The organism is Nonomuraea sp. NPDC005692, from assembly GCF_040631115.1.
In the GTDB taxonomy this organism is placed as follows: Bacteria; Actinomycetota; Actinomycetes; order Streptosporangiales; family Streptosporangiaceae; genus Nonomuraea.
In genome coordinates this window covers 637,705-653,857 of the sequence record NZ_JBEXYU010000001.1, presented here as the reverse complement: position 1 = coordinate 653,857, position 16,153 = coordinate 637,705, and the positions used below count along the sequence as shown (strand labels likewise).

The following is a 16,153-nucleotide window of genomic DNA, read 5'->3' as shown; positions in this document are numbered from 1 at the left end:
CGTTGGCGGCGCTTCGTCCGGCTACGGCACACTTGGGACGTGCTGCTGACGATCACGACCACCGCCGCGCCGGCCACCGACCTGGGCTTCCTCCTGCACAAGCATCCCGAGCGCGTGCAGGAGTTCGGCCAGTCGTTCGGCACGGCCACGGTGTTCTACCCGGAGGCGGGCGAGGAGCGCTGCACGGCGGCCCTCCTGCTGGAGGTCGACCCGATCGCGCTGGTCCGCTCGCGCGGCCGGAACTCGCCCGACTTCAGCCTGTCGCAGTACGTCAACGACCGCCCGTACGCGGCCTCGTCGTTGCTGGCCGTCGCGCTCGCCGACGTCTTCCGCACCGCGCGGGCGGGCCGCTGCAAGGCCCGCCCCGAGCTGCCGGGCACCCCGCTGCCGCTGGAGATCCGGCTGCCCGCGCTGCCCTGCCGGGGCGGCCCTGAACTGGCCCGGCGGCTGTTCGAGCCGCTGGGGTGGGCGGTGGAGGCGCGGACGCTGCCGCTCGACGAGGGTTTCCCCGAGTGGGGCGAGTCCCGGTACGTGCGGCTCACCCTGCGCGGCACCGTGCTGCTGGCCGACGCGCTCAACCACCTCTACGTGCTGCTCCCCGTGCTCGACGACGGCAAGCACTACTGGATGGCCTCCGACGAGATCGACAAGCTGGTCAGGGCGGGGGCGGGCTGGCTCGGCGGGCATCCGGAGCGCGGCCTGATCGCCCGGCGTTACTTCGGGCGGCGCTGGGCGCTGGCCCGCACCGCGCTGACCAGGCTGGCCGAGCTGGGCGACGAGACCGAGGAGGAGCTGGAGCCGGCGCTCGCCGAGGAGGCTCCCGCCGGGGAGACCGCGGCCGACGAGGCCGCCGTCGCCGAAGCCGAGGCCGCCGCCGAAGCCGTCGCCGAAGGCGCCGCGGAAGCCGCCGCCCAGGGTGACGTACCGGAAGGCGGGGCCCAGGAGGCGGGCGCGGCGCGGAAGGCGCGGCCGCTCAACACGCTGCGGCGCGAGGCCGTGCTGCGCAGGCTCGAAGACCTCGGCGCGGTCAGCGTGATCGACCTGGGCTGCGGGCAGGGCGAGCTGGTCGCCGCGCTGCTGGCCAGGCCCAGGTTCGCGCGCGTCGCCGGCATGGACGTCTCCTCCCTGGCGCTCACCATCGCCGCCCGCAAGCTGCGCCTGGACCGCATGCCCGACAGCAAGCGGGCCCGGCTCACGCTGTTCCAGGGCGCGCTCACCTACACCGACAAGCGCCTGGCGGGCTACGACGCCGCCGTGCTCATGGAGGTCGTCGAGCACGTCGACCCGCCGCGCCTGGCCGCGCTCGAACGCGTCGTGTTCGGCCGCGCCCGCCCCAGCCACGTGCTCGTCACCACCCCCAACATCGAGCACAACGTGCGCTACGAGTTCCTGACCGGCCTGCGCCACCCCGACCACCGCTTCGAGTGGACGCGGGCCGAGTTCGCCGCCTGGGCCGGCCGGGTGGCCGCCCAGTACGGCTACCACGTCGCCGTCGAACCCGTCGGCGAGGACGACCCCGAGGTCGGCCCGCCCACCCAGATGGGAGTCTTCACCCGTGATCAGCGTTCCTGAGCTGTCCCTCGTGGTGCTCGTCGGCGTCTCCGGCAGCGGCAAGTCCACCTTCGCGCGCCGCCACTTCAAGCCCACGCAGGTCATCTCCTCCGACTTCTGCCGCGGCCTGGTGTCCGACGACGAGAACGACCAGGCCGCCACGCCGGCGGCGTTCGACCTGCTGCACCACATCGTCGGCGTCCGCCTGGCCAGGGGGCTGTTCACCGTCGTGGACGCCACCAACGTCCAGTACCCCGCCCGCAAGAGCCTCATCGAGCTGGCCAGGAAGCACGACGTGCTGGCCGACGCCATCGTGCTGGACACGCCGGAGGAGGTGGCGATCGAGCGCAACGCCGCGCGTCCCGACCGCGACTTCGGCCCCGGCGTGGTGATCCGCCAGCGCAAGGAGCTGCGCCGCTCGCTGTCCAAGATCTCCGCAGACGGCTTCCGGCGGGTGCACGTGCTGCGCGGCCAGGAGGAGATCGACAACGCCGAGATCACCTACGAGAAGGCGTGGTCGGACCGGACCGAGCTGACCGGCCCGTTCGACATCATCGGCGACGTGCACGGCTGCCGCTCGGAGCTGGAGACGCTGCTGGCCGAGCTCGGCTGGCAGGGCCTGACCCACCCCGAGGGCCGCACCGCCGTGTTCGTCGGCGACCTGGTCGACCGCGGGCCCGACACGCCGGGCGTGCTGCGCCTGGTCATGGACATGGTCGAGGCGGGCACCGCGATCTGCGTGGCCGGCAACCACGAGCAGAAGCTCGTGCGCGCGCTGAACGGCCGCAAGGTCACCGTCGCCCACGGCCTGCGCGAGTCGCTGGACCAGCTCGCCGCCGGGCCGCCCGAGTTCGCCGAGCGGGCCCGGACGTTCATGGACGGCCTGCTCAGCCACTACCGCCTGGACGGCGGCCGGCTCGTCGTCGCGCACGCCGGGCTGAAGGAGTCCTACCACGGCCGCGCCTCCAAGCGCGTACGCGCCTTCGCCCTGTACGGCGACACCACCGGCGAGACCGACGAGTACGGCCTGCCGGTCCGCTACCCGTGGGCCGACGAGTACCGCGGCCGGGCCATGGTCGTCTACGGCCACACGCCCACGGTCACCCCCGAGTGGGTCAACAACACGATCTGCCTGGACACCGGCTGCGTCTTCGGCGGCCACCTGACCGCGCTGCGCTACCCCGAGCGCGAGATCGTCCAGGTGCCGGCCGAGCAGGTCTGGTACGAGCCGGCCAAGCCGCTCGGCGACCCCGCCCGCGAGCCCGGCATGCTCGACGTCGGCGACGTGATCGGCACCCGGCACGTCGAGACCCGCTTCGGCGGCCGGGTCAAGGTGCTCGAGCAGAACGCGGCCGCCGCGCTGGAGGTCATGAGCCGGTTCGCGGTCGACCCGAGCTGGCTGGTCTACCTGCCGCCGACGATGGCGCCGCCGGAGACGTCCAGGCTCGACGGCTACCTGGAGCACCCGCACGAGGCGTTCGAGGAGTTCGCCGCGGCGGGGGTGAGCGAGGTCGTGTGCGAGGAGAAGCACATGGGCTCGCGGGCCGTCGCCGTGCTGGCCAGGACGCCCGAGGTCGCCGCGGCCCGGTTCGGCGTGGCCGACGGCAGCACGGGCGCGGTCTTCACGCGTACCGGGCGGCCGTTCTTCCGGGACATGACGCCGCTGGTCGAGGCGGTGCGCGCGGCCTGCGAGCCGCTGTGGGAGGAGCTGCGCTCCGACTGGGTCGTGCTCGACTGCGAGCTGCTGCCCTGGTCGGCCAAGGCGGGCGAGCTGATCAGGTCGCAGTACGCCTCCGTCGGCGCCGCCGCGCGGGCCGCGCTGCCCGAGGCCGTCACGGCTCTGGAAGCGGCGGCCGGACGCGGGCTGGATGTGGGCGGGTTGCTGACCCGCACCCGACGCCGCTCCGAGAACGCCGCCCTGTTCCGCGACGCCTATGCGCGCTACTGCTGGCCGGTGGACGGGCTCGACGGGATCAGGCTGGCGCCGTTCCAGATCCTGGCCTGCGAGGGGCGGGCCACGGCGCTGGAGCCGCACGCCTGGCACCTGTCCACGCTGGCGCTGCTCGACTCGCCGCTGATCGCGCCGACCAGGAACGTGTCGGTCACGCTTGACTCGCCGGAGTCCAGGGCCGCGGCCACCGCGTGGTGGGAGGCGCTGACCGCCGCCGGGGGAGAGGGCATGGTGGTCAAGCCGGCCACGTATGTGCCCGGCCGGGTGCAGCCCGGCGTGAAGGTGCGCGGCCGGGAGTACCTGCGGATCATCTACGGGCCCGACTACACCGAGTCCCTCGACGTGCTGCGCCGCCGTTTCCTGGGCAAGAAGCGCTCGCTCGCGCTGCGCGAGTACGCCCTCGGCCTGGAGGCGCTGTCGCGACTGGCGGACGGGGAGGCGGGCTGGCGGGTGCACGAGCCGGTCTTCGCGGTGCTCGCCCTGGAGTCCGAGCCGGTGGACCCGCGCCTGTGACCCCGTCCCCGTGAGGGAGCCCGTCCTTTCGAAGGAGAATGTGATGACCGCCGACCGCCACCGTCCCGGCTACGTCCGGCGCGCTCTCGGGCGCGCGCTGCTGAGGTACGCCGTGGCGGTGGTGGTGGCGGTCGTCGTGATCGCGGTCTTCTGGCTGACCCGGGCCTGACGTCCGGTTTGTGGCAAGGTTGGGTAAGCGCCGCGCTACACAGGTGATCTCCGGGTAGGTCCCCGATCACGGGGAAGGGACCTGTATGGCAACTCGGTACACCCATCACGAGCATCTGGGCCACGTCGTCTTCATCACCGCGGCGGCGGCCATCGGCGGGTTCCTGTTCGGATACGACAGCTCGGTCATCAACGGCGCGGTCACCGGCATCCAGCGGCACTTCGACGTGGGAGCGGTCCAGATCGGCTTCGTCGTGGCCATCGCGCTGCTCGGGTCCGCGCTCGGGGCCTGGATCGGCGGCGGGCTGGCCGACCGGTGGGGGCGTACCCGGTCGATGCAGGTGGCCGCGGGCCTGTTCACGGTCAGCTCGATCGGGCAGATGTTGCCGTTCGCCATCTGGGACCTGGGGTTGTGGCGGGTCATCGCGGGCTTCGCGATCGGCATGGCCTCGGTGCTCGGGCCGGCCTACATCGCCGAGGTCGCGCCGCCCGCCTACCGGGGGCGGCTGGGCTCGTTCCAGCAGCTCGCCATCGTGCTCGGCATCGCCGTCTCGCAGCTCGTCAACTACCTGATCGCCGAGCTCGCCGGCGGCGACGTCAACAACCACCTGTGGGGGCTGCAGGCGTGGCAGTGGATGCTGGGGGCCTGCGCCGTCCCGGCCCTGCTCTACCTGCTGTTCGCCTCGACCATCCCCGAGTCGCCGCGCTACCTGATCATGTCGGGACGGTCGCGCAAGGCCCGCGAGGTGCTGGCCGAGGTCGAGGGCGACGACGTGGACCTCGACGCCCGGATCGCCGAGATCCAGCACGTGCTGCGGACCGAGCGCGTGCCGGGGCTGAAGGACCTGCGCGGGAGCGCGCTCGGCCTGCTGCCGATCGTCTGGGTCGGCATCGTCCTGTCGGCCTTCCAACAGCTGGTCGGCATCAACGTGATCTTCTACTACTCGTCGGTGTTGTGGCAGTCGGTGGGCATCAACCAGAGCAACTCGCTGCTGATCAGCTTCTCCAGCTCGATCATCAACATCATCGGCACGTTCATCGCGATCGCGCTGGTCGACCGGATCGGCCGCAAGCCGCTGCTGCTCGTCGGCTCGGCCGGCATGGCGATCGCGCTGGGCACCGCGGCCTGGGCGTTCAGCGCGTCGCGGGAGGTCGGCGGCGTGGTCTCGCTGCCGAGCCCGCAGGGGCCGATCGCGCTCGTCGCGGCCAACGTGTTCGTGCTGTTCTTCGCCCTGTCGTGGGGCGTGGTGGTCTGGGTGCTGCTCGGCGAGATGTTCCCCAACCGCATCCGCGCCGCCGCGCTCGGCGTCGCCGCCGCCGCGCAGTGGATCGCCAACTGGCTGATCACGGTCTCGTTCCCGGCGCTGTCGGAGTGGAACCTGCCGCTCACCTACGCCATGTACGCCCTGTTCGCCGCGCTGTCCTTCCTCTTCGTCACCAAATGGGTCAAGGAGACCAAGGGCCGCAAGCTGGAAGACATGGGCTGACCACGCCGCGGAGTGGGCTAACCTCCGGCACGTGCTTGTCGACGTGCTCGGTCCCGGCCTGAACGTGCTCTTCTGCGGCATCAACCCCGGCCTGATGTCGGAGGCCACCGGCCACCACTTCGCCCGGCCGGGCAACCGGTTCTGGCCCGCGCTCCACCTGTCCGGCTTCACGCCGCGCCTGCTGGCCCCGGCCGAGCAGCACCTGCTCCCCTCGTACGGGCTGGGCATCACGAACATCGTCCCCCGGGCCAGCGCCAAGGCGGCGGAGCTGACCAGGGACGAGCTGGTGGCGGGCGGCCGGCAGCTGGCGGAGAAGGTGTCGGAGCTGGGGCCGGAGGTGCTGGCGGTGCTCGGCATCTCGGCGTACCGGACGGCCTTCGCGCGGCCCAAGGCGGTCATCGGTCCCCAGCCCGAGCGGGTCGGCGAGGCCCGCGTGTGGGTGCTGCCGAACCCGAGCGGGCTCAACGCCCACTGGACCGTCGCCACGATCGCCGGGGAGATGGGCCGCCTGCGCGCCTCGCTGTCCCGAGGGACGCCACCGCCAGGAACGGATGTCTTCTGACCTGCGCTTGTAGCCGGATCCAAGTCACGCACAAGCCTTGATCGCTAGATACGTACCCGGTTCGTTGTGTCTTCGCACTGGGGGGTCTGGTGGCAAGCCGGCGATTGTCGCGCGTTGTCTGCGCATTGGCGTTGTTAGTGGGTCTGGTCGCGGCCGTGCCGCCACCGGCCGTCGCGTCCGCGACACCGGACGCCGAGACCGCGGCGCTGCTGTCCGCGGTGGAACGGTTCACGACCGCGGGCGGCGGGCTGGCCACGCTCGGCCCGATGGGCGAGCAGCTGCCGTTCGTCGGCCTGGTGCCCGGCGGCGAGGACGCCCTGGGCCTGGCCGACCTGTTCCAGGTGGCCGTCCACGACAAGCTCAAGGACCTCACCACCCTGGACGACCTCCAGGACGAGTACGAGCTGTCCGGCCCCCGCGCCGGAAAGCTGCTGGCCAAGGCGAGCACGCAGGGCGGGACCAGGCGGCTCGACCTGACCCTGGAGGTCACCAGGACGGCGGCCGGCCGCCCGATCTCCGTCAGCAGCACCCAGCCCAAGGTCTCGGTGACCACCTCGGGCGGCGTGGACGTCACGCTGAAGCTCACCGCCAAGCTGCCCTTCGCCTACGACCCGGCCACGAAGTCCGCCTGGCTGGCCAAGGACGCCACCATGACCGTGCGGGCCGAAGGCAGGCTCGCCACCGGGGCCAGGCCCACCGCCGCCTTCGGCATCCTCGGCGTCGACCTGTCGGCCGCCTCGACGCTCTCCGTCGACGCCGAGTTCGCCGCCACCGCCGCCGACCCGGACGGCAACGGCAGGCTGGACACCTCGGAACTGGGCTCGGAGAGCCTGTTCACCTTCACCCGCAAGGGCTCGGCGGCCGCCAGGCTGCAGGTCACCGCGCAGCCGTTCGCCGGCGCCCAGGTCGAGGGGGCCGCCGCGACCATCGACGCGAGCTGGCCCGACCTCGCCACCGGCGGGCCCGCCGTCAGCGTGACCCAGGCCGACCTGGACCGGCTCGGCCGCTTCCAGACGCTCACGCCCAAGGACCTGCTCGACGGGCTGACCCACCTGGCCAACGCCGTCACCGCCGCCCAGCGCGCCCGCTGGGACGGGCAGGGCGACCTCGACCTGCCGTTCATGCGCGGCTCGCTGGCCGACGCAGTGCAGGTGTCGGAGGCGATCCACGCCTTCGCCGCCGCCAGCGTGGACCGCAACACCGGCCGGCCCACCTTCACCTCGATCCAGGACCTGTTCGCCGCGCTGGGCAAGGCCCGCGGCCTGCCCGGAGGCGCGATCATCAAGGTCGCCGACGCCGGGTACGACGACGCCGCCAAGAAGATCGCCTTCACCCTCGTCGTGGACCGGACCGTCAATCAGGCCCCCGAGCCGCTCAACCCCGCGGGCCAGACCGTCAGCGGGACGGGCGCGGGCGTCACGTACGCGGCCAGGACGCTGCGGCACGCCGGGCAGAAGTGGACGCCGGGGCAGTTCGCCGGGCGTACGGTCACCGCGGGAGCGTCGAGCGGCATCGTGGCCGACAACACCGCCGACACCGTCACCCTCGTCGAGGAGGGATGGCGCGGTGGCGTGCCCGCCGCGGGCGCGCCGTACCGGATCTCCGCCAACGACCCCATGATCGGGCAGATCGCCTTCGGCGACACCTTCAAGGCCGCCGCCGGGCTCGACCGCGCCAACGCGACCGCCGCGGTGGCGGGCGTCATGCGCGGCTACCACGCCTCGGCCACGGTCGTGCTCGACCTGAGCGACCCGGTGACGGGCCAGGGGTGCGCGCAGCGGCCGGACGGGCAGCAGAAGGCGTGCCCGTACAAGCACGTCAACGCCGACGGCAGCGCCACCGTGGTGAACGAGCTGCCCAGGGCCGCGGACCGGATCATGTTGCGGACCGGCCGCGACCTGTTCGGCGCCCGCGTGTCGGTGCTCTCCTCGGTCAACGTCAACGCCGTCGCGGGTTACCTGGGCGTACAGATCACCGGTGACCTCACCTTGGGCAGCAAGAACGGCGGCGACCTGGTCAAGGTCGGGCTCAAGGACATCGGCGACGTGCCGCTGACCCGGCTGTTCGAGCGGCTGGCGAGCAAGCCGGGCGACGTCCTGACCTCCCAGGTGGACGCGGTGGCCAAGGCGCGGCTCACGCTCGGCGTGCCGGGCCTGGCCGACTTCTTCGGCGGCAGGGTCTCCGGCGAGGTGGAGATGCCGGACCTCGGCGAGCCCGCCAACGTCACCTTCCGCGGCTTCGACCAGATCGGCCGGGTCAAGGACTTCGCCTTCGACCCCGACAACCCGCAGGCCCTCTTCGGCACGCTGATCAAATCCCTGGGCGCGGTGGCCACGTACCTCGACGGCGTCAAGGGCACCGGGCCGGTCAACGAGGCCATGACGGCGAAGCTGCCGCTGCTCGGGCGCTCGCTGTCCGACCTGGTGGCCTCGGAGGAGATGGGCTCGGGCCCCGGCGTCCTCTACGGCGACGGCGCCTGCGGCAACGAGAACGCCTACGTCACCGACCCCTCGCGCACGTTCACCCAGGCGCACATCGGCCGCCGCGTCGCCGTCGGCACCCGGGTGCTGACCGTCGCGACCGCGTGCGGCGAGCACACGCTGTCCTTCGCCGAGAAGTTCGGCCAGGCCGTGCCCGAGGCGGGCGCCGCCTACGCGCTGCGCTCGCCGCTGCGGGACGCGATCGACCGCCTGACCGCCGCGCCGCCGGACACCGTCCAGGCGCTGGTGGCCGAGCTGAACAAGGCACTGGGCGGCCAGGTGCACATCGGCTACGAGGACGGCGCTCTGCGGCTGTCGCTGGCCTACGACAAGAAGGCGGCCGTGCAGGAGCCGCTGCGCTTCGCCTTCGGCGACAGCAGCCTGGTCGCCGCCAAGGGCTCGGCCACGCTGGACGCCGCCGTCGAGGGCGAGGTGCGCCTCGGCCTGCGCGTCGCGCTCAAGCGCGGCTTCGACCCGGCCCGCGACCTGCTCATCGAGACCGACTCCGGCCTCGACCTCCAGGCGAAGGCGCAGCTCGACGGCACGGTCAAGGCCGACGTCGGCCCGCTGCCGCTGGCGATCGGCAAGGAGGGCGACGACCCGCTGCAGGCCAGGCTCGGTTACGGCGTGAGCCTGCGCTACGGCGGCGAGTCCCAGGACGCGGTGACCCCCGCCGCGTTCTTCTCCGGGCTCGACCTGGCGCTGAACGAGACGAGCGAGCCGGTCGCCTGCGACCGCGACCCCCACCGCGACGACACCGACCTGGCGTTGTGCGCCGTCCTGCCCGCCTACCTCAACGGCGCGCCGCTCACCGCGGACGGCAAGCACGCGCTCGTGCTGCGGCTGCCCAGGTCCGCCCCGCTGGCCGAGATGTTCGACCTGACCGGGAAGCTGCCCGGCGACGTGAACCGGCTGGAGCTGCCCTCCTTCGACTTCTCCACCCTGCCTCCGGGCCTGGAGCTGGACTGGACCAACCTGGGCGACGGCATCGACCGCTACCTCACCGCCCTGGAGACCGGCATGCGCATGGCCTCCGGCAAGGGCAAGCTGCCCATGGTCGGCGCCGACCTCCAGCAGGGGGCCGACTTCGTCGGCGCCAAGCGCCAGGAGATCAAGGCCGCCCTGGCCAAGCTGCCGAACGGCGGCAAGGTGCCCACCGGCGGCGACCTGCGCAAGTGGTACAACGACGAGCTCGCGCCCAAGGTCGGCCCCGGCGTGCAGCCGGTGATCACCTGCGTGCAGGCGCCCGTCCCCGACCCGGCCAAGCCCGAGGCCTGCGACGCGGCCAAGGGCACCGAGCTGACCGGCATCGCGTTCAAGGTCAGCGTCGGCAAGGGCGACGTCGATCCCGAACAGGGCTGCGTCAAGGACTGCCTGGGCGTGGAGCGGCCGCTCGACGTCGGCGTCCCGGGCCTCGCGCTGAAGCAGGGCGCGGGCAAGGGCGTACGGGCCGAGCTCGGCTGGCACGCCGAGGTCATGGTGGGCCTGGACCGGACCAGCGGCTTCTACGTCGACGCCGGTGAGGCCAACCGGCCGCGGGCGACCGTCGGCGTGAACGTCTCGCTGCCCGACGAGATCAAGGCCAGGCTGGCGATCCTCGACGTCACGCTCAAGAACCGCGAGCAGAACGCCCCCGACCTGTTCGCGGGCGCCTTCACCATCGGGTTCAAGCCGGTCGGCCGGATCGGCCTGGACCAGCTCGCCGACGCCGGCAACCTGGTGGAGACGTCACTGAACGCCAAGGTCGCCGTGGACTGGCGCTTCGAGGTGACGGCCGGCTCGGCCATGTTCCCCGGCCTGTACGGCGACTTCGACCTGGACTGGGACCTCACCAAGGGCGGCTCGCCCGACCCGGCGAACCTGAACATCGCCTTCAACAACGTGAACCTGGAGGCCGGCGACTTCTTCCGGAGCGTCCTCGGCCCGGTGGTGACCCAGGTCAAGAAGGTCACAGACCCGGTCAAACCGGTGATCGACCAGCTCTACGCGCCCATCCCCGTGCTGTCGGACCTGAGCAAGGCCGCGGGCGGCGGCGAGGTGAACCTGATGACGATCGCCAAGAAGTACAACACGGTCGCCGGCGGCGGCACGACCAAGTTCATCGAGCGGATGATCGAGGTCGGCAGGCTGGTCACGTCGCTGCCCGACTGCCAGGGAGAGCTGCACATCCCGATCGGCAGCTTCACCGTGGCCGGTGACCGCGCGCTGAACACCGAGAACTCGCCCGACGTCGCGGACTCGCTGATCAAGGACGTGGCGCCCGCCACGGACGACCTGTTCGCCGCGCTCGACCAGGGCGCCAGGTCGTGCGGGAAGGGCAAGGCCGCCGTCGCCGACGCGCAGGGGCCGATGGAGCACTCCGCGAAGGCGGGCTTCAGCTTCCCCGTGCTGCAGAACGCCGGTCGGTCGATCTTCAGCCTGCTGATGGGCAAGGACGTGGAGCTGGTCGCGTTCGACTCCGGGCCGCTGCGCCTCGGCTTCTCCTACAGCCAGTCCTTCGGCCCCGTCTGGTCGCCGCCGCCGATCATGGTCGTCATCTCCGGCACCGCCGGGGTCGAGGCCCAGATCAGGGCGGGCTTCGACACGTACGGCATCCGCAAGGCGATCGAGCAGGGCAAGGTCGACCTCCAGGTCCTCGACAGCCTCTACCTGAAGACCACCGACGACCAGGGCAGACCGCTGCCGGCGATCTCCCTGACCGGGCGGCTGGAGGCGGGCGCGGCGGTCGACGTGGTGCTGGTCAAGGCGGGCGTGAGCGGCGGCATCTTCCTCACCGTCGCCATGAACTGGCTCGATCCCACCAACGACGGCAAGTTCAGGTTCTTCGAGTTCGCCGACGTCCTGCTGCGCAACCCGCTGTGCCTGTTCTCCCTGGACGGAGAGCTGAAGGTCTACCTGAAGGCCTGGGTCGAGGTGGGCATCTCGATCTTCAAGAAGCGGTTCGACTGGACCATCGTCGAGGCCAAGCTCCTCGACTTCTCGGTCAGGCCCAAGTGCGACGAGGACCCGCCGAAACTCGCGACCGAGGCGGGCGACGCCCTGGTGCTGCACGTCGGCGGCATGCGCAAGGCCAGGGGCGGCAGCACCGCCAAGCCGGGCGACGACGCCGAGCAGTGGACGGTCAGCCAGCTCCCCGGCGACGAGGGCTTCGTGGTCAGCGCGCTGGGCGTGCGCGAGGAGCACCGCGCGTCCGGCCTGAACCGGGTGCTGGCCGACGGCCGGGGCGCGAAGGGCGCGCTGCGGCTGGTCTTCCAGGGGTACGGCGACGACACCGCCGGAGCTCACCCGTTCGACCGGACGGTGGTGGCGTTCGGCGGCGACGGCGACGACCTGATCCTGGCCGGCGCCGGTCGCAACGTGATCGACGGCGGCAAGGGCGACGACCAGATCACCAGCGGCGACCAGTACGACGGGCCCGCCGCGATCGTGGCCGGCGGCCCCGGCGACGACTACGTCACCATGGGCGGCGCGGGCGGCTGGGTGGCCGGTGACGGCCGCCTGACCCCCGCCACCCGCAAGGTCGGCGACGTCGAGGTGGCCGACTGGACCGGCGACGACCTGCCCGGCACGCCGGACGACGGCCCGGCCGACGGCGGCGACCGCATCGCGGCCGGTCTCGGCCGCAACCGGCTGTACGGCAACGGCGGGAACGACACCATCGCCGTCGCCTCCGACAGCCCGCTGGCCGCCACCGACCCCTCGCCGCGGTTCCGCGCGCAGCCGAGCCTGCTGGTCGGCGGCCCCGGCGCCGACACCCTGACCGGTGGCTCGGCGGCCGACGAGATCTACACCGGGCCGCGCGAGGAGATCGGCCGCGACGAGGCGGGACCCGCCGACGCCGGGCCGAACTACGTCGACACCGGCGCGGGCGCCGACAAGGTGTACGGCGGTCAGGCCGTCGACCTGGTCGCCGGTCACTCGGCCCCCGGCGAGGTCGTGAAGATCATCGGCGGTGGCGGGGACGACGTGCTCGCGGGCGGCCACGGCAAGGACGACATCTCCGGCGGCCCCGGCGACGACTGGGTGATCGCCGAACCGTCCGACGTCGGCGAGGCCCAGGGCCGCGACGACTTCGGCCCGGCCAGGCAGGTACGCCGTCTGCCGCTGCCGGCGGGCGTCCAGCCCTCGGCCAAGGAGCTGTCCGGCGGCGACGGGAACGACCACATCGTCGGCGGCGACGGAGGCGCGACCGTCTTCGGCGACCGCCGGCGGGACGAGCCGTGCGAGGAGCACGACGGCGACGCCGACGGCCGCGACCTGATCATCGGCGGCGCGGGCAAGGAGACCGTGTCGGCCGGCGGCGGCGCCGACCGGGTCGAGGCCGGCGGCGGCCAGGACGTGGTCTGCGGCGAACGCGGCGACGACCGTCTGGCCGGTGGCTCGGGCGACGACCGGGTCTCGGGCGGCTCCGGTGACGACACGGCGCTCGGCGACGACGGCGCCGACGAGGTGACCGGCGGCTCCGGCGACGACACCCTGTACGGCGGCGCCCACAACGACACCGTCGTGGGCGAGTCCGGGCAGGACCGCGCGTTCGGCGGCGACGGTGACGACCTGGTCATCGGCGGCACCCGTACGGCGGGCAAGGACGACAAGGGCGACTTCCTGTACGGCGACGCCGGGGCGGACAAGCTGATCGGCGACAACGGCGACGCCGACGGCCCGTTCGACCTCGACGGCACCCCGGAGGAGGCCGGCGGCCCGGACGTGATCCACGGCGGCGAGGGCGCCGACCGGGGTCATGGCGGGATCGGCGCCGACGAGGTGCACGGCGACGCGGGCGACGACCACCTGGAGGGCGGCGTCGGCGGCGACAAGGTGTACGGCGAGGCGGGGGAGGACGAGCTCGTGGGCGGCGCTTCCGGCGCGTACCCGGACGGTGGTGACACGCTGCTGGGCGGCGACGGCCCGGACGTGATCGCCGCCGACAACGCCACCCTGACCACCTCATCGGGCAGCCCGTCGGTCACTCCGTCGGCCACCCCATCGGGGGGTCCGTCGGCCAGCCCGTCGGCGACAGGAGAGCCGTCGGCGACGGGAGGCCCGTCACCGACCGGCAGCGCGTCTGCGACTGCGAGCCCGTCTGCGGCGGGGAGCCCTTCGGCTACGCCGTCCGGCACGGCGCCGCAGGCCGGTGAGTCGGCGTCCGGCGCGGGCGCGGCCGACCCGGCGACCTCGGTCGCCGCGCGGCCGGGTCAGGCGGCCTCGCACCAGGTGAAGCTGCTCGCGGGCGGCTTCGGCCCGGACGTGGCCGACGGCGGCGCGGGCAACGACGCGATCTTCGGCCAGGGCGGCCCCGACCGGCTGCGCGGCCAGGAGGGCGACGACTACGCCGAGGGCGGCGCGGGCGTGGACTGGGTCGAAGGCGACCAGGGCGACGACGACCTGGTCGGCGGCACCCACACCGCGACCGACGACGCCGCCGACGCGCTCTACGGCGGCCCCGGCGACGACGTCGTGGCCGGCGACAACGCCGTGGTGACGCTGACGGGCACTCCGGCCAGGGCCACGGTCCGCATCGGCTCGGCGGGCACGCCGATGACCCCACGCGCGGTCACCCTCCTGACCGACGCCTCAGGCGACAGCTCACGCAAGGGCACGGACGACCGCTCGGACGACAGCCCAGGCAAGGGTTCGAACGACGGCGATGGTTCAGGCAAGGGTTCGAACGAGGGCTCGGGCAAGGGGACGAGCGGCGGTTCGGGCGAGGGCTCGGGCGGCAGTGCGGGCGAAGCCCCGGACGACGGCTCGGACAAGGGCTCGGACGACGGCTCGGGCAGGGGGGCGAAGGACGGGGCCGGCGGTGGGGCCGGGGCGGATCGGGTGTCCGGTGGTGCCGGGGTGGACGTGCTGTGGGGGCAGGGTGGTGATGACCAGATGTCCGGCGGCGGCCAGGGCGACTACGCCGAGGGCGGTGACGGCGCGGACCAGATCCGCGGCGACCTGCCGCTGACGGCCGAGTCCACCCGCACCACCACGCAACCGCTCACCGACCCCGGCTGGAGAGGCGACGCCAGTGGCCAGGCCGACCTGGAGGGCGACGACACCCCCGGTCAGGACGACCTGATCGGCGGCTCGGCCAAGCAGGCCGCCGCCGACAAGGCCGACGCGATCGAGGGCAACGGCGGCGCCGACGCGCTGCTCGGCGACAACGGCTCGCTCGTCCGCACCGTGACGGGCAACGCCGAGAAGGTCTACACCGAGCGCTACCCGGCGGGCCAGGCGCCCGCGGACGCCACCCGCGTACGCAGCCACGACCCGGCCCTGCCGGGCGACTCGACCAGGTTCTGCACCCAGGCCCAGGCCACCTGCGAGCCGGCCGGCTCCTACGGCGCCGACCACCTGTACGGCGACGACGGCGACGACGCGCTGTGGGGCCAGGACGGCGACGACACCCTGCAAGGCGGCCAGGGCGACGACGACCTGTTCGGCGAGCTGGGCGACGACGACCTGTCGGGCGGCGCGGGCGAGGACGCCATGCTCGGCGACCGCGGCGGCGTGCTGAACGAGCGCATCGACGCCTCCGACGCCCAGCGGCTCGGCTTCACCGTCAGCCTCAACGCCCCGCCGAAGGAGACCTACAAGGGCTTCCAGCCCGGCACCTACGACCGCCGCACCGACCTGCTGCACGACACCGACGGCGACACCTGGACGGCCGGCGCCCTGCCGCACGACGGTTTCGCCAAGGGCGGCGCCGACCGCATGCGCGGCGGCCCCGGACGCGACAGCATGCACGGCGGCGCCGGCGACGACCTGGTCAACGGCGACAGCGGCGGCGACGAAGTGTTCGGCGGCGACGGCGACGACCTGCTGTGGGGCGGCAAGGGCTGCGACCCGGCCCTGGACGCGGCCACCGCGGACTGCCTGTCGGGCGGCACGTTCGACCCGGCCGCCCGCGGCACCGGCGACCGCTTCGTCGACCACGTCTTCGGCGGGGCCGGCGCGGACCTGCTCGACTACAACCCGCGCGGCTCCTACCCCGGCTCGTGCGCCCCCGGCAAGATGCCGGAAGGCGAGCTGACCACGGTGGTGGACCCGTGCGCGTGGTTCCGGATGACCGACAAGGACAACGCCGCCACCGCCGACGACCAGCACCACCAGGGCGTGGACTGGCAGTACGGCGGCGCGGACCGCGACGTCCTGCAGGGCGACCGCACGGCCAACGGGCCCAACCCCGGCGACAAGATGATCGACTGGAACGGCAACTTCAACCTCTACACCCACTGCGGCCCGGCCAACGGCGGACACAACATCGTCCGCCAGCACTCCCCGGCGATGCTCGACTTCCTGGCCAAGGTGGCCTGGGGCGCGGGCGCCGGACGGAGCGCGGGCGACCCGTCGGGTTCGCGGGAGGTGGCCGTCCCGGTCTCGGGCGACAGCGGTTCGCCCTATCCCACCTCACCTGGCCACTTCGACTCGCCCGTGGCCTGCGCGGGCTGAT

6 protein-coding genes are annotated in these 16,153 nt (G+C 73.1%); all 6 read left to right on the top strand.

Features of this window, described 5'->3' with window-relative positions; genetic code table 11:
• Nucleotides 1-39: 39 nt before the first annotated feature.
• The 6 genes from ABZ459_RS03085 to ABZ459_RS03060 all read left to right on the top strand — a co-directional run bounded on the left by ABZ459_RS03085 (nucleotide 40) and on the right by ABZ459_RS03060 (nucleotide 16,152).
• Nucleotides 40-1,572: a 3' terminal RNA ribose 2'-O-methyltransferase Hen1 gene (locus tag ABZ459_RS03085; RefSeq protein WP_357965093.1), complete on the top strand. Its 1,533-nt coding sequence runs from the start codon at nucleotides 40-42 to the stop codon at nucleotides 1,570-1,572.
• Nucleotides 1,556-4,015, top strand: coding sequence for a polynucleotide kinase-phosphatase (locus ABZ459_RS03080; protein ID WP_357965090.1), 2,460 nt, complete (start codon nucleotides 1,556-1,558; stop codon nucleotides 4,013-4,015). Before ABZ459_RS03085 ends, ABZ459_RS03080 begins: the two co-directional genes overlap by 17 nt.
• A gap of 43 nt (nucleotides 4,016-4,058) precedes the next feature.
• Entirely contained in the window at nucleotides 4,059-4,184 is a 126-nt protein-coding gene (locus ABZ459_RS03075) for a hypothetical protein (RefSeq protein ID WP_352326762.1), read from the top strand.
• Between the two features lie 85 nt (nucleotides 4,185-4,269).
• Nucleotides 4,270-5,670: a sugar porter family MFS transporter gene (locus tag ABZ459_RS03070; RefSeq protein WP_357965087.1), complete on the top strand. Its 1,401-nt coding sequence runs from the start codon at nucleotides 4,270-4,272 to the stop codon at nucleotides 5,668-5,670.
• Nucleotides 5,671-5,701: 31 nt separating this feature from the next.
• Nucleotides 5,702-6,232 carry a G/U mismatch-specific DNA glycosylase gene (gene mug / locus ABZ459_RS03065; RefSeq protein WP_357965085.1) on the top strand — a complete coding sequence of 177 codons (531 nt, stop codon included), beginning with the start codon at nucleotides 5,702-5,704 and terminating at the stop codon, nucleotides 6,230-6,232.
• 125 nt (nucleotides 6,233-6,357) lie between these two features.
• Nucleotides 6,358-16,152 carry a calcium-binding protein gene (locus ABZ459_RS03060; protein WP_357965082.1) on the top strand — a complete coding sequence of 3,265 codons (9,795 nt, stop codon included), beginning with the start codon at nucleotides 6,358-6,360 and terminating at the stop codon, nucleotides 16,150-16,152.
• Nucleotide 16,153: the final 1 nt, after the last annotated feature.

What these genes read in the sequence shown, in the direction of transcription:
- ABZ459_RS03075 (WP_352326762.1), top strand. Translation starts at nt 4,059, where the DNA reads ATGACCGCCGACCGCCACCGTCCCGGCTACGTCCGGCGCGCTCTCGGG.
- ABZ459_RS03070 (WP_357965087.1), top strand. Translation starts at nt 4,270, where the DNA reads ATGGCAACTCGGTACACCCATCACGAGCATCTGGGCCACGTCGTCTTC.